Origin of the sequence: Dactylosporangium sp. NPDC000244, assembly GCF_040300725.1 — a bacterium.
Classification (GTDB): domain Bacteria; phylum Actinomycetota; class Actinomycetes; order Mycobacteriales; family Micromonosporaceae; genus Dactylosporangium.
Genome location: NZ_JBEPEH010000031.1, coordinates 39,238 through 53,350, shown reverse-complemented (window position 1 = coordinate 53,350; position 14,113 = coordinate 39,238). Strand labels below are relative to the sequence as shown.

General features: G+C 73.8%; 9 protein-coding genes. 5 read left to right on the top strand and 4 right to left on the bottom strand.

The window, feature by feature from the left end; genetic code table 11:
- The first annotated feature begins 37 nt into the window (after positions 1-37).
- The 5 genes from ABT369_RS37390 (at position 38) to rpsT (ending at position 8,049) form a co-directional block, all read left to right on the top strand.
- The gene (locus ABT369_RS37390) at positions 38-2,785 is read left to right on the top strand and encodes an FtsX-like permease family protein (protein ID WP_350619466.1); all 2,748 of its coding nucleotides are present in this window, start codon (positions 38-40) and stop codon (positions 2,783-2,785) included.
- A gap of 4 nt (positions 2,786-2,789) precedes the next feature.
- Positions 2,790-3,515, top strand: a complete 726-nt coding sequence (locus ABT369_RS37385; RefSeq protein WP_350619464.1) for an ABC transporter ATP-binding protein — start codon at positions 2,790-2,792, stop codon at positions 3,513-3,515.
- Positions 3,516-3,576: 61 nt separating this feature from the next.
- A complete protein-coding gene (locus ABT369_RS37380; RefSeq protein ID WP_350619462.1) occupies positions 3,577-6,054 on the top strand; it encodes a sensor histidine kinase in 2,478 nt (825 codons plus the stop codon).
- Between the two features lie 156 nt (positions 6,055-6,210).
- Positions 6,211-7,440, top strand: coding sequence for a L,D-transpeptidase (locus ABT369_RS37375; RefSeq protein WP_350619460.1), 1,230 nt, complete (start codon positions 6,211-6,213; stop codon positions 7,438-7,440).
- A gap of 339 nt (positions 7,441-7,779) precedes the next feature.
- Positions 7,780-8,049, top strand: coding sequence for a 30S ribosomal protein S20 (gene rpsT / locus ABT369_RS37370; protein WP_350619458.1), 270 nt, complete (start codon positions 7,780-7,782; stop codon positions 8,047-8,049).
- A 526-nt stretch (positions 8,050-8,575) separates the two neighbouring features.
- Here rpsT and ABT369_RS58045 read toward each other — a convergent pair.
- The 4 genes from ABT369_RS58045 to ABT369_RS37350 are packed head-to-tail and all read right to left on the bottom strand — an operon-like array spanning position 8,576 to position 14,064.
- Positions 8,576-10,147 (bottom strand): hypothetical protein, encoded by a 1,572-nt coding sequence (locus ABT369_RS58045; protein WP_502891867.1) that lies wholly within the window; start codon positions 10,145-10,147, stop codon positions 8,576-8,578.
- Positions 10,144-11,121 (bottom strand): DNA polymerase III subunit delta, encoded by a 978-nt coding sequence (gene holA / locus ABT369_RS37360; protein WP_350619639.1) that lies wholly within the window; start codon positions 11,119-11,121, stop codon positions 10,144-10,146. The genes ABT369_RS58045 and holA overlap by 4 nt, the downstream gene beginning before the upstream one ends.
- A 4-nt stretch (positions 11,122-11,125) precedes the next feature.
- On the bottom strand, positions 11,126-13,396 hold the full coding sequence (locus ABT369_RS37355; protein ID WP_350619456.1) for a ComEC/Rec2 family competence protein: 2,271 nt from the start codon (positions 13,394-13,396) through the stop codon (positions 11,126-11,128).
- Complete coding sequence (locus ABT369_RS37350) at positions 13,393-14,064, bottom strand: ComEA family DNA-binding protein (protein ID WP_350619454.1); 672 nt, start codon at positions 14,062-14,064, stop codon at positions 13,393-13,395. The genes ABT369_RS37355 and ABT369_RS37350 overlap by 4 nt, the downstream gene beginning before the upstream one ends.
- Positions 14,065-14,113 lie beyond the last annotated feature (49 nt).

Here is a 14,113-nt window from a genome sequence, read left to right as displayed (position 1 = left end):
CTTGCATTGTCACAATGCATTGCGACAGAGTAGGCGCGTGATCCCATTCATCTGGGCGCATCTACGGGGGCGCACGGCGAGGTCGGTGGCGCTGCTGCTCGGCGTCCTGGTGGCGACCACCGGCTTCACCGTGCTCACCGGGGCGACCGACACCGCCCGGCTGGAGGTCACCGGCGAGGTGAACCGGTCGGCCGCCGCCGCCTACCAGGTGCTGGTGCGGCCCCGGGGCGCCCGCACGCCGCTGGAGGACGACCGGCAGAAGGTCCGCCCGAACTCGCTCAGCGGCATCTACGGCGGGATCACCCGCGACCAGGTGGCCCGGATCGCCGCCCTCGACGGCGTGGACGTCGCCGCCCCGATCGCGATGGCCGGCTACGCCAACCAGAGCCGCCTCGCCTTCGCGGACATCACCGGCCTGGTCGACCGCTCGCTCGACCGGCAGCTGATCCGCGTCGACCGGACGTTCCTCGCCGACCGCGAGCTGAGCACCGCCAAGGGCCGGGCCCAGTTCGTCTACATCACCAAGCACGCCCTCGCCTGGCCGAAGATGAACGGGGCCAGCTCGTCCCGGGTGGAGTACAGCGACGGCTCCGTGCGCAACGGCCGCGACCTTTGCGCCGACACGGTGCCCGTCCTCGAGGACGGCCGGCCGGTCTGCGACTGGATCGACCAGGGCGAGATGTCGAACCTGATGAACGACCTGCAGGGCACCCGCCTCGACATCTACCAGCTCCTGCCGGACGGCCGGTTCCAGCGCGGCTCGGCCGGCGAGAACGGCGACGCGCTCGTCACCGCCGACACCGCCGAGGCCTTCCTGTACTGGAAGACCCCGCTGCTGCTCGCCGCCGTCGACCCGCAGGCCGAGGCGCGGCTGGTCGGGCTGGACCGGGCGGTCACCGCCGGGCACTGGTTCGGCCCCGACGACCGGGTGGAGCCCAAGAAGCCGCCGATGAACCTGGCCACGCTGCCGGTGTTGTCCGTCGAGCGGCCGTACCCGGACAACGGCATCCGCATCGGCCTGAGCCGGGTGCCGCTGAGCGAGCCGCCGCCGGGCGACACCCCCGCGCACGCGCTGGCCACGCTCGACGCGATCACCGGCCCGCTGCTGGAGACGCGGACGGTGCAGGCCGACCCGCAGGAGCTCGACTCGCAGCACTACCTGGCCCCGTTCATGCTCACGGGCGGCGTCGATTACACCGAGAACCCGGACGGCTCGCTCACCGCCGTCTCAGTCGCGAGCAACCCGGAGGCCTGGCGGCTGCGGGACGAGTCCGGCGTCCACGTGCCGTGGCAGATCTACGACACCTCGTACCGCACCATCAGCCAGTCGACCAACCTCGGCCTCGCCCGGACCGTCGGGCTCTACGACCCGGCCAAGGTGCAGGCGTTCGACCCGCTGAGCAAGGTCCCGATGGAGACCTACCAGGCCCCCGTGGCCACCGGCGGCGACCAGCGCAGCCGCGACCTGCTCGGCGGCGGCGCGCTGCTGCCCGACGGCAACCCCGCCGCCTACCTGGCCACCCCGCCGACGCTGCTGACCAGCCTCGACCTGCTCGACCAGGTCTACGCCGAGGCCGGGCTGAGCACCGCGGCCAAGGCGCCCGTCTCGGCCGTGCGGGTGCGCGTGGCCGGCGTGCACGGCTTCGACGCGGCCGCGCGGGAGCGGGTGCGGGTCGTGGCCGAGCGCATCGCGGCCGCGACCGGCCTCGACGTCGACATCACCTACGGCTCCTCGCCGCAGCCCCAGCTCGTGGACGTCTCGGCGGGGCAGTTCGGCCGGCCGGCGCTGCGGCTGTCGGAGCTGTGGACCCGCAAGGGGGTCGCCGCGGCGATCGTGAGCGCCGTGGACCGCAAGAGCGTCGTGCTGTTCGTCCTGGTACTCGTGGTCTGCGCGCTGTTCCTGGCCAACGCGGTCACGGCCGGGGTACGCGACCGGCGCACCGAGCTCGCGACGCTGACCGCCCTCGGCTGGCCGGCCCGGCGCGTGTTCGGCGTCGTGCTCGGCGAGGTCGCCGCGATCGGGCTGGTCGCGGGCGCCGGGACGATGCTGCTCGCCGGTCCGCTCGGCTACCTGCTCGACGTGCGGGTTCCTTGGGGGCGGGGGCTGCTGGCGGTACCGATCGCGCTGCTCCTGGCTCTTCTGGCCGGGCTGCTCCCGGCGCTGTCCGCGGCTCGCGCACGGCCGGCGAAGGGGCTGCGACCCGTGGTGCTGCGCCCCCGCCGGGCCGGCCGCCCGCGCGGGCCGATCGGGCTGGGCCTGCGCAACCTGCTGCGCGTGCCCGGGCGGACCCTGCTCGGCGCGGGCGCGCTGGCGATCGGGATCACCGCGGCGACCGTCCTCGGCGCGATCACCTTCGCCTTCCACGGCGCGATCGTCGGCACGCTGCTCGGCGACGCCGTGTCGCTGCAGGTGCGATCGGTCGACACGATCGCGGTGGCCGCCACGGTACTGCTGGGCGCCCTCGCCGTCGCCGACGTGCTGTACCTCAACATCCGCGACCGCTCGGCCGAGCTCGCTACGCTGCGCGCCACCGGCTGGACGGCCGGCGCGCTGACCCGCCTGGTCGCCGCCGAGGGCTTCGGCATCGGCGTGCTCGGCGGCCTGCTCGGCGCCGGCCTCGGCCTCGGCGGCGCGGCCTGGCTGGTCGGCGCCGTGACCGTCGGCCTGCTCTGGACCGCGGCCGCCGCGCTCGCCGGCGGCGCCCTGGTCGCGACCGCGGCCGCGATCGTCCCCGCGCTGCTGCTGCAACGCCTGCCCATCGCCCGCCTGCTCGCCGAGGAGTAACGCCATGTCAGGTGCCGCGCTGTCGGTCAACGGGCTCACCAAGCGCTTCCAGGACATCGTCGCCGCGGACGAGCTCTCGCTGGAGGTCGCCGCGGGCAGCTTCACCGCCGTCACCGGGCCGAGCGGCTCGGGCAAGTCCACGCTGCTGCACCTGGTCGGCGCGATCGAGTCCGCCGACGCCGGCTCGATCGTGGTCGACGGGGTGGAGGTGACGGGGCTGCGGCGGCGGAGGCTGTCGGAGTACCGGCGCACCGTCGGGTTCGTCTTCCAGCGGTACCACCTGCTGCCCGCCCTCACCGCGCTGGACAACGTGATCGCCCCGGTGCTGCCGTTCAAGGTCGGGTTCGACAAGCGTGCCCGCGCCCGGGAGCTGCTCGACGCGGTCGGGCTCGCCGGGCGGGAGCGGTCGCTGCCGGCCCAGCTCTCCGGCGGCCAGCAGCAGCGGGTCGCGATCGCCCGGGCGCTCATCGGCTCGCCGCGGCTCCTGCTGGCCGACGAGCCGACCGGCAACCTCGACTCGGCCCATGGCGCGCAGATCCTCGACCTGCTGCTGGAGCTGCGCGAGCAGCACGGCATGACGGTGCTGCTGGCCACGCACGAGCAGGCCGTCGCGGCCCGTTGCGACCGGCTGATCCGCCTCGGCGACGGCCGGATCGACGAGGACATCGACCTGACGACCGGCGAGCCCCCCGAGTCCACTCTGGCGCGCGCCACCCAGCTGCGGCTTTAGCCGGGAAATGCACCATTTCGCGGGTACGATCGCTTTTACGTGCTTGCGGGTTGGGGGTGGTATGCCGCAACTCGATACCGGCGTGCTCGCGCAGCCCGAACGACTTCGCGCCCTGCGCCGCGCGCACATGCTCCTGAGCTCCTCGTCGGCCCCGGTCGACGGCCTCGTCCGGCTGGCCGCCCGCTCGGTGGTGGCCCCGATCGGCCTGCTCACGCTCGTCGACGACGAGCGCATGCACGTGGTCGGCCGGCACGGCCTGCCGCCGGACCTCGACCGCGTGCACTCCGAGCCGGCCACGAGCTCCTTCTGCCAGTTCGTGGTCAGTGAGGACGCCGCGCTGGTGGTCCGCGACGCGCGCGAGGACCCCGTGCTGCGCGACCTGGGCGTGGTGCACAGCCGGCACATCACGGCGTACCTCGGCCAGCCCATCCACGACGCCGCCGGGAACACGCTCGGCGCGGTGTGCGTGACCGACTCGGTGCCGCGGCACTGGACCGACGAGGACATCGCCGCGATCGCCGAGTGCGCCGGGCTCATCGAGGTCATGCTGGCCGCGGAGACCTCGCGCGAGGACATCGCGCTCGCCGCCGCGGAGACCGACGCCGTGCTGGAGACGGCCCTGGAGGCCTTCGTCGCCATCGAGCTGTCCGGCGAGATCACGCGCTGGAACCGCGCGGCCGAACGCGCCTTCGGCTGGACCGCCGAGGAGGCGATCGGCCAGCACGTGCACGAGCTGATCATCCCCGAGCGCTTCCGGGCCGCCCATCGCGCCGGGCTCATGCGCCTGGCCCGCGCCGGGGTGCCCCGGCTCATCGGCCAGCGTCTGCAGCTGTACGCCGTGAATCGCGCCGGCGACGAGTTCCCCGTCGAGATCACGCTCAACGTCGTCGAGGGCGCGCTCGGGCGCCACGCGCACGCGTTCATCTACGACATCAGCGAGCGCGTCACCGCCGAACGGCAACTCGCCCGCGAACGGCACTTCCTCTCCGCCCTGCTGGACAACCTCGACGCCGGCGTGGTCGCCAGCGACGAGCGGGGCAAGCTGATCCTGTTCAACCGGGCGATGCGGGAGATCACCGGCCACGACGCCGACGGCTCCACCCAGAACGCCTGGACCACGCTGCGCAGCGCCCCGGGCGGCGAGACGATCACCGGCGACGACATGCCGCTCACCCGCGCCTTCCGCGGCGAGCACATCCGCGACGCCGAGTTCGTCATCCACCTGCCGGACCGGCCGCGCCGCTCGTTCACCGTGAACGCCCAGCCGATCCGCGACTCCGACGGCACCCGCCTCGGCGCGGTCGCGGCCCTGCACGAGGTCACCGAGCGCCGCCGGGCCCAGCGGCTCATCGAGTGCGAGCTGGCCGTGTCGCGCATCCTCGAGCAGGCCCCCACCATTCAGGAGGCCGGCCCCGAGCTGCTGGAGACCGTCGCGCGCACGCTGCGATGGCCGCACGCGGAGATGTGGCTCGTGGACAAGGTCGGCAACGTGCTGCGCAACGCGGCGATGTGGACGGAGCCGGGGTACGAGATCCCCTACCCGGACCCGCTCGCCCCCGGCAAGGGCGTCTCGGGCGTGGCGTGGGAGACCGGCCAGCCGACCTGGATCCCCGACATCTCCGCGGTCGACAGCCGCCTCAACGTGCCCTCGCTGGCCAAGCACGGGCTGCGCGTGGGCCTGGCGATCCCGATCCGCGACGGCCTCGGGGTCACCGGCACGCTGAGCTTCTTCGGCGACGCCGCCGAGCAGCCCGAGCAGTCCCTGATCGCGCTGCTGTCGGGCATCGCGGCGCACGTGGGACAGTTCCTGGAGCGGCGCCGGGCCGAGGACCTCGCCAAGCAGCTGGCCCGCACCAAGGACGAGTTCATCGCGCTGGTCGGCCACGAGCTGCGCACGCCGCTGACGTCGATCTCGTCGTACACCGAGCTGCTCCTGCACGACGACCACGACGACGAGGCCACGCGCGAGCAGTTCCTGGCCGTGATCGCGCGCAACGCGGAGAACCTGCGCGCCATCATCGACGACCTGCTCGACCTCGCCGGCCTGGAGAGCGGCTACGTCACCATGGTCGAGCGCCCGCTGGACTTCGCCGCCGTGGTGCGCGAGGTCGCCGGCGCCAACGCCCAGGCCGCGCGCGAGAAGGACCTCGACGTCGCGGTCGTCCTGCCCGACGGCCCGGCCCCCGTCGCCGGCGACCTCCCGCGCCTGCGCAAGGTCGTCGACCACCTCGTGACCAATGCGGTGAAGTTCACGCCCGCGGGCGGCCGCGTCGAGATCCGCCTGGACAGCGACGTGGCCGGCGTCACCCTGCACGTGGTCGACACCGGGGTCGGGATTCCGGAGGAGGAGCGGTCGCGGCTCTTCGAGCGCTTCTTCCGCGGCTCGAACATCCGCAACCAGGGCGTCCCCGGCACCGGCCTGGGCCTGGCGATCAGCCGCACGGTGGTCGAGCGCCACGGCGGCACCATCACGGTGACCGACCACGGCGACAAGCCGGGCACCACCTTCGTCGTGCGCCTGCCCGCCTACTGCCCCTGAGGAGCCGTCCTCCGCGCGGGTCCGCTCGGCGCGTTTGCGGCTTCGCGACCATCGGGGTTGGTGCGCCTGCCCGCCTGCTGCCCCCGAGGGGGCCGTCCTCCCCGCGGGTCCGCTCGGCGCGTTTGCGGCTTTGCGGCCATCAGGCAAGCTGGGTGCATGCGGTCTCGATGGTTGTCGTTGCTGGTGGTGAGCGCGCTGGCACTCAGTGCGTGTTCGGACTCGGATACCTCGTGGAAGAGCCCCGGCAGCGGTACCTCCGGAGGCCCCGCCGAAAGCAAGAAGATCCCGATCAGCTCCCCGGCCGACGGCGCGAAGGACGTCTCCACCGCCCTCGACCTCGTCTTCAACGCCCCCGAGTCGGCCGAGGTGACCCTGAAGGACGCCTCCGGCGCGACCATCACGGGCAACGCGGTCGACCAGCAGCCGTCGAAGTCCGCTTCGTCCGCCTCACCGGCCGGCCCATCGGCGGAGGCGTCGGCCCCCGCGGCCGACGGCGTGCACTGGGTTCCGGACAAACAGCTCAAATGGGCCACCGAGTACACCGCGACCGTGAAGGCCGACGGCGCCACCGGCGAGGTGAAGTTCACCACGATGGCCAAGCCGTCGAACCTGGTCCGGGTCACCAGCCAGGTCGGCGACAACCAGGTCGTCGGCGTCGGCATGCCGATGATCCTGAACTTCGCCAACGACGTGCCCAAGGACGCCCGGGCCGCGGTCCAGCGCCGGCTGTTCATGTCCTCCGACCCGCCGCAGGAGGGCAGCTGGAACTGGTTCAGCGCCAAGGAGGTGCACTACCGCCCGAGGGAGTACTGGCAGGCCGGCACCAAGCTGAAGCTGCGCGCCGCGCTGGGCGGGGTGTCGCTGGGCAACAAGTCGTACGCGCAGCAGGACCTCACCGTCGACGCCACCGTCGGCAAGAGGCTCATCATGGAAGCCGACAACGCGACGAAGAAGATGACCGTGACCGAGGACGGCGTGGTCCTCAAGACGATGCCGATCAGCCTCGGCAAGCCGAGCAACCCCTCGGACAGCGGCAACTTCATCGTGATGGTGAAGAACGAGTGGGAGTGGTTCGACTCCTCCACCTACGGCGTGCCCGTCGACTCCCCGGACGGCTACCGCACCAAGGTCCAGTTCCCGCAGCGCATCACGTGGAGCGGCCAGTACATCCACGCCGCCCCCTGGTCCGTCTCCGACCAGGGCAAGCGCAACGTCTCCCACGGCTGCGTGAACATCAGCCTGGAGCTGGGCCAGTGGCTCTACGGCGTGACCCACATCGGCGACCCGGTGATCGTGAAGGGCACCGAGGAACGCGTGAAGTACGGCGACGGCTGGACGGACTGGGAGCTCTCCTGGGACCAGTACGTCAAGGGCAGCGCCCTCTGACCAAAGCCCCCTCGGACACCGGCGCCACCTCCCCTCGGAGGCGGCGCCGGTTCCTTTTCCCGGCTTCCCGCCCGCCCCTCCCGACCTCCCCACTTCCTCCGGCCCCAGCTCTCCCGCGGCCCCTCCCGACCTCCCCGCTCCCCCGCCCCCGACTCTCCCGCCGCCCCTTCTCGACCTCCCGCTTCGGCCGCCCCGGCACCTCCGCGTCCCTCTCTCGGACGCGGCCCGTTTTGGCTGGCTGCGGGGTGACCTGGTAGCCTGATTCATCGCGCTAGGTGACGCGCCGTCGTGCCGTGCGCTCTAGGAATCCAACCCGAGCTATCAAGACGAGGCTGTCGCGTGGCGAACATCAAGTCCCAGATCAAGCGCAACCGGCAGAACGAGAAGCGCCGCCTGCGCAACAAGTCGGTGAAGTCGTCGCTGAAGACGGCCATCCGCAAGTTCCACGAGGCGACCGCCGCCGGCGACAACGACACCGCCGCCGCGCTGCTCCGTGACGCTTCCCGCAAGCTGGACAAGGCCGCCAGCAAGGGCGTGATCCACAAGAACCAGGCCGCCAACCGCAAGTCGGCCATCACCAAGAAGCTGCAAGGCCTGACCTCCGCCTGACCGGAGCAGCAGCAGCTCACGAGCCCTGCGAAAAGCGCCGCCCACATAGGTGGAGCGGCGCTTTCGCCGTGCCCAGCTCCAGAACAACGCGGCCGCACCAGCTCGGCAACAACCGAACGCCCGCACCGCCGCGCGCACCCGGCCGCATCCAGCGGACCACCGGCTCCCACTCAAGGCGCCCCACCCCGCCGCACCAAACCACCACCCGGCAAGGCCCCACGTCCCATCGCACGGCGCTACCGGACACGCACCACCCATCCCCGCGGCGGCACTCGATCGCCGACTCGCATCCGGCCGCACCTCAACACCCGGCCCGTCCCAGCCCGTGCCCCCGCCGGCAACGCGCCGAAGCCCGGAAGCCCCACGGCCCCAAGAAGTCCGAGCGACCACAAAAGAGTGGCCCTGGAACACCGGAGAGCCGAAGCCCGCCGATCCTCCAAGGCCACACCACCGACACTCACATGCCGGATAAATCGGATTTACCGGTTACCTGCCGACCCTCAAGGCGAGCCGGCGACCAAAAGCCTCAGGCGAACCGCCCCTGGTTGACCCCACCCGTACGCTGCCGAGCCATCTCGTCCTCCGACCGCCAGCCCCGATCCGCGTGCCGGCCGGAGCCGAAGTGCCCCGACGTCACGTTGTCGGTCTCGTCCGACCGCCGCCGCCCGGGCGGAGGCGTCTGCTGCCGAGCGTGCCGCCCGGGCGTCTCCCGGTGCAGCGGCCGGGTGTCGTGCCCGTGGTTCTGCTCTTCGTCATAGCGCCGGTGCCCGCCGGTGGTCTCCCCGGACCGGTAGGCCTCCCCACGCGCCGCCAGATCGCGAGCCGCCTGCTGCGGCCCCGTGGTCTCCCCGGTGTAGTCCGACACGTAGTCGGGCGCCCCCGGCTCCCACTGGCCCCACGTCGAGCCGGACCCGTACGGCGACCGCGCCGGAGTGCCCCAGGCCGCCTGGTCGGCGAATCCGGTCTCGTCGTCCCACTCGCCGGTGTCGGCCGCGGACGAGTACTGCGTCCCGCGCCTGTAATCCCCCGCCGCCCAGGCTGCCCGGTCGCCCCACGCCGTCTCGTCGCCCCAGTTGGCCTGGGCCTGCGCGCCCGAGCCGACCGGGGTGTTCCACGCCGCCCGGTCGCCCCACGCGTTGGTCTCGGTCGGCCAGTCCATCGGCGCCGCCTCGCGCACCGGCTCGGCGTAGGTTGCGGCCGGCTGCTCCGCCCAAGGGTCCTGGGCCGGCTGGTCGCGCCAGCGGTCCTGCACCGGCTGTTCGGCGCGGCGATCCTGCGCCGGCCGGTCGCTCCACTCCGACGGGTGCAGCGGCCGCGACCGCTGGAACCCGTGCGAGTCGGTGTCGGTCCACTCCTCGCCGGCCGTCTCCAGGGCGGCGTGCGACACCGGGGCCTCCACCACGGGAACCGGAGCGTCGTCCGAGGCGGGCGAGATCCCGTACCCGGCGTCGACCACCTCCCGGTTGCCGTCGTCGTCGGCCGCGTGCCGGGATCCCGCGTCCTTCGCCGGCACAGAGATCTTGATGACCCCCACCTTCTTGCGCTGCGCCGGCGGCTCGACGGTCCGGGTCCGGACGGCCGGCGCCTGCGCGGGAGCGGCTGGCGCCTCGGAGCCGGCGCGAGCCGCCGCGTCGGAGCCGGCCCGAGCCGCGGGCGCCTCGGCGCCGGCCCGTGCCGCGGGCGCCTCGGCGCCGGCCCGTGCCGCCGCCGCGCGCCCGGCCCGGGCGATCTCGGCGCGATCGAGCGCGGTCGCGGTCCGCCGGGGAACCGATGCCGGCTCGCCGATGCGGTCATCCGGATCCACCCGAGTGGATGACGCTCGATCGGGTGAACCCCGCTCCGCTCCGCGCGCCAATGCACGGGCGCGACGGGACCCACCGATGACCATGTCGTTGACCTTGACCATGATCGCCACCACGGCCGGCAGGACCGGGACCGCCCACCAGCTGACCAGCTCGGCCAGCGCCAGCAGCACCCCGGCGGCGATCATGCACTCGAACAGCAGGAAACTCACGAACCCGCCCACGTGCAGGTGCCGAAGCCGCAGCGCACGGACGTAGAGCGGAGCCTGTTGCGCGAACCCGTTGCTCGTCGTCATCGTCCTATTCCTCCACCGCGCGCAGCGACCACTGCGAACACGGCCCGCTCGAGGGCATAGCCGCGGTCATCCGATCCACCCTTCACGGCGGCGTTGCACTCTGCAGCCGCTCGCATGGCATCAACGAGCGCCTCGGCCGTCCAGCCACGGGCTTGGCGCTGCGCGCGTTCGACCTTCCACGGAGGCATTCCCAAACTCCCGGCGAGTTGGTATGCGCTGCCCTTGCCGGCGGAGGCCACCCGGGCGACGGTCCGGACCCCGTCGGCGATGGCGTCGGCGATCGGCACGGGGTCGACGCCGACGTGCAGCGCCCACCGCAGCGCCTCCAGCGCGCCGGCCGTGTCGCCGACCATGACGGCGTCGGCGACGCTGAAGCCGGACACCTCGGCGCGGCCCTTGTAGTACTGCGCGACGATCTTGGCGTCGATCCGCCCGCCGGTGTCGGCGACGAGCTGCGAGCAGGCCGCGACGATCTCCCGCAGGTCGTTGCCGACCGCCGCGAGCAGCGCCTCGGCCGCGTCGTCGCCGATCTTGCCGCCCTGCCGCCGGATCTCGTTCTTCACGAAGTCGACCCGCTCGCGGTGCTTGCCGATCTTCACGGCGGGCACGACGTCGGCGCCGGCCGCCTTCATGCCGTCGGCGAGCGCCTTGCCCTTGGCCCCGCCGGCGTGCGTGACCACGAGCACGACGTCGTCCTCGGGCGCCTTCGCGTAGGCCAGGAGCGCCGCCGAGACGTCCTTCTTCGCGTCCTGCCCGTCGAGCACGACGATGACCCGCCGCCCGCCGAACAGCGACGGGCTCAGCATCTCGGCCAGCTCCCCGGCGACCAGCTCCCCACCGGCCCGCTGCCGCACCTCCGTGTCGGGCTCCTCGGCACGGGCGGCGGCGATGGTCTCGGCGACGGCGCGGGAGACGAGCAGCTCCTCGTCGCCGATCACCAGGCGAAGGTGCGGAAGGTTCGACACGCGGCCCATCGTGTCACGCATCCCGGGCCGCGACCGCGAGGTGCCCGGAGCCGTCGCGCACGACGGCCACGTCCCCCAGCTGATCGGTCCGCATGACCCGAATCCCGTCCCGGGCCAGCATCGCCATCAACGAGGGGTTCGGATGCCCGTAGTCGTTGCCCACCCCCACGCTGACCAGCGCCACCCGGGGCCGCACCGCCGCGAGGAACTCCGGAGCCTGATACGCGGAGCCGTGGTGCGCGACCTTCAGCACGTCGGCGTGCAGGTCCAGCCCGAGCAGGCTGAGCTGCTCCTCGGTCTCCGCGTCGCCGGTCAGCAGGATCCGGAACCCGCCCGCCGAGACGGCCAGCACGAGCGAGTTGTTGTTCGGATCCGAACGGGTCCCGGTCACCGGACGCACCGGCCCGAGCACGTCGATGCGCACCGCACCCACCGTCATCGCGGAGCCCGCCGGCGCCGCGACGGCGGCCACCCCGCGGGCGAGCACGGCCGAGCGGGCCCCGGCCGGTTCCGCGAACGCGGGCGCGAGCAGCCCGTCGACCCGCCGCCCGCGCAGCACCCCGTCGAGCCCGCCGACGTGGTCGACGTGGAAGTGGCTGATGACCAGCAGGGGCACCCGCCGCACGCCGAGCCGCCGCAGGCAGGCGTCCACCGGGTCCGGGGCCGGCCCGGTGTCGACGACCACGGCCGCGCCCGGGCCGGCGGCGACGGCGAGCGCGTCGCCCTGCCCGACGTCGCAGGCCACGACGAGCCACCCGCGCGGCGGCCACGCGGCGGCGAGGAAGCGCACGGGCACGGCCCCGAGCACGACCGCCACGGCGGTGACGAGCACCCAGCGCCGCACGACGGGCCACCGGAACCCGGCCAGCAGCGCCGCGATGAGCGCCCCGAGCAGCAGCCCGCCGCCCGTCCCGCCGGGCCACGGCAGCAGCCCGGCCGGCACGTCGGCCCCGCGATGGGCGACGAACACGAGCCAGCGGGCCGGCCAGGAGGCGACCCAGGCCGCGAAGGCGGCGACGGACGGCAGAACCGGCGACAGTACCGCCGCCAGAAGCCCGGCGACCGTGGCCGGCGCGACCGCGGGCGCCGCGAGGAGGTTGGCCGGAATCGTGGTCAGGCTGACGCCGGCCGAGATCGCCGCGATCACGGGCGCGCACGCCGCCTGCGCCGCGGCCGGCACCGCGAGCGCCTCGGCCGCCACCCGCGGCCAGCCCCGCGCCCGCAGCGCCTCGGTCCAGCCCGGCGCGATGAGCACCAGCCCGCCGGTGGCCAGCACCGACAGCGCGAACCCGGCGTCCACGGCGAGCTCCGGGTCGACGACGACCAGCCCGAGCACCCCGGCGGCGAGCGCCGGCACCGCCGCCCGGGGCCGCCCGAGCGCGAGCGCGACGAGCGCCAGCCCGCCCATGGCCGCGGCCCGCAGCACGCTCGGCGAGGGCCGCACGAGCACCACGAACCCGGCCAGCGCGACCACGCACACGAGCGCGGCGACCCGCGGCCCGGCCCGGCACCACCGCACCAGGACGAGCACCAGCCCGACCACGATCGCCAGGTTGGCCCCGCTCACGGCCGTCAGGTGCGTGAGCCCGGTCGTCTTGAAGTCGTCGGCGAGCGCGGGATCGAGCCGGCTGGTGTCCCCGACCACGAGCCCCGGCAGCAACCCGCCCGGCTCGGCCGGCAGCCCCCGGCAGGCCCGCTGCAGCCCGGCGCGCAGCGACCCGGCCGCCCGCTGCACCCACGGCGCCCGGCCGACCAGCTGCGGCGCCCCGTCGGCCGACAGCAGCGCGGCCCGCAGATCCCCGCCGTCCGGCGACGAGAGCCGGCCGGTGATCCGGACGTGCTGCCCGGGCAGCAGCCCGAGCCACCCGTGGTCGCTCGCGAGCACGAGCACGCGCGACGACAGCTCGACCCGTCCGCGTTCGAGCCCGATCCAGTCGAGCCGCGCCGGCACGACCACCGTCGCGTTCCGGCCGACGTGCGCCCGCCCGAGCCGCGGGTCATCGGTGATCTCCAGCCCGGCGAGCACGGTCGCGTGCCGGGCGGCCAGCCCCCGCAGCGGCTCGGCATCCCGCTCCCCCACCCGCGCCGCCGTGGCCGCCGCGCCGCACGCCACCCCGGCCGCGACGGCGGCGACAATCCAGCGCGAGCCCCGGAACATCGCGAACACCACCAGGAGCGCGGCCCCGGCGAGCCCCCAGCCCCACAGCGCGGGCAGGAACAGCGAGCCGATCGCCGCGAACCAGCACCCCAGCGCCGCCCCCACCAGCCGCAGGTCGGCGCTCATACCGTGACCTTGTCCTTGAGCTGCGCGAACTTCGCGTCGCCGATGCCCTCGACGTGCCGCAGATCGGTGACCGCGCGAAACCCGCCGTGGGCCTCCCGGTATTCGACGATCCGCTGCGCCAGCACCTCCCCGATGCCGGGCAGCTTCTGCAGCTCGGCCGGGGAGGCGGTGTTCAGGTCCACCAGCCCGGAGCCCGGCCCGGCGACCGGCGCGGCCGGGACCCCGACCGCGATCATCTCCCCGTCGACGACCTTGCGGGCCAGGTTGAGCCCGGTGACGTCGGTCCCGGCCACGATCCCGCCGGCCGCCTCGATCGCGTCGGCGACCCGCGCCCCGGCGGGCAGCCGCACCAGCCCGGGCCGCTGCACCTTGCCGGTCACGGAGACGATGAGCAGCGCCGGGGCCGACGACGGCCCGGCGACCGCCGACACGCCCACGGCGGGAGCCGCGCTCACGTGCGGCCGCGAGAACCACACCACCCCGGCCGAGACGCACACCACGATCCCGGCCACCGCCAGCAACACCCGAACCCCGCGCCGCCCCGGATCGAACGAGAAGGTACCCAACGAGGAGGTGCCGGACGAGGAGGTCAGGGGTCTTCGGCGCTCCCGGAAGGTCTCGTCCCAGGGATAGTCGTCGTCGGGCTCAAGCGGCGTCACACGATCCATGCGCAGGAGGCTAGGCGGAGCCAATCCGCCCCGCCGCCCGCCTGTGGAT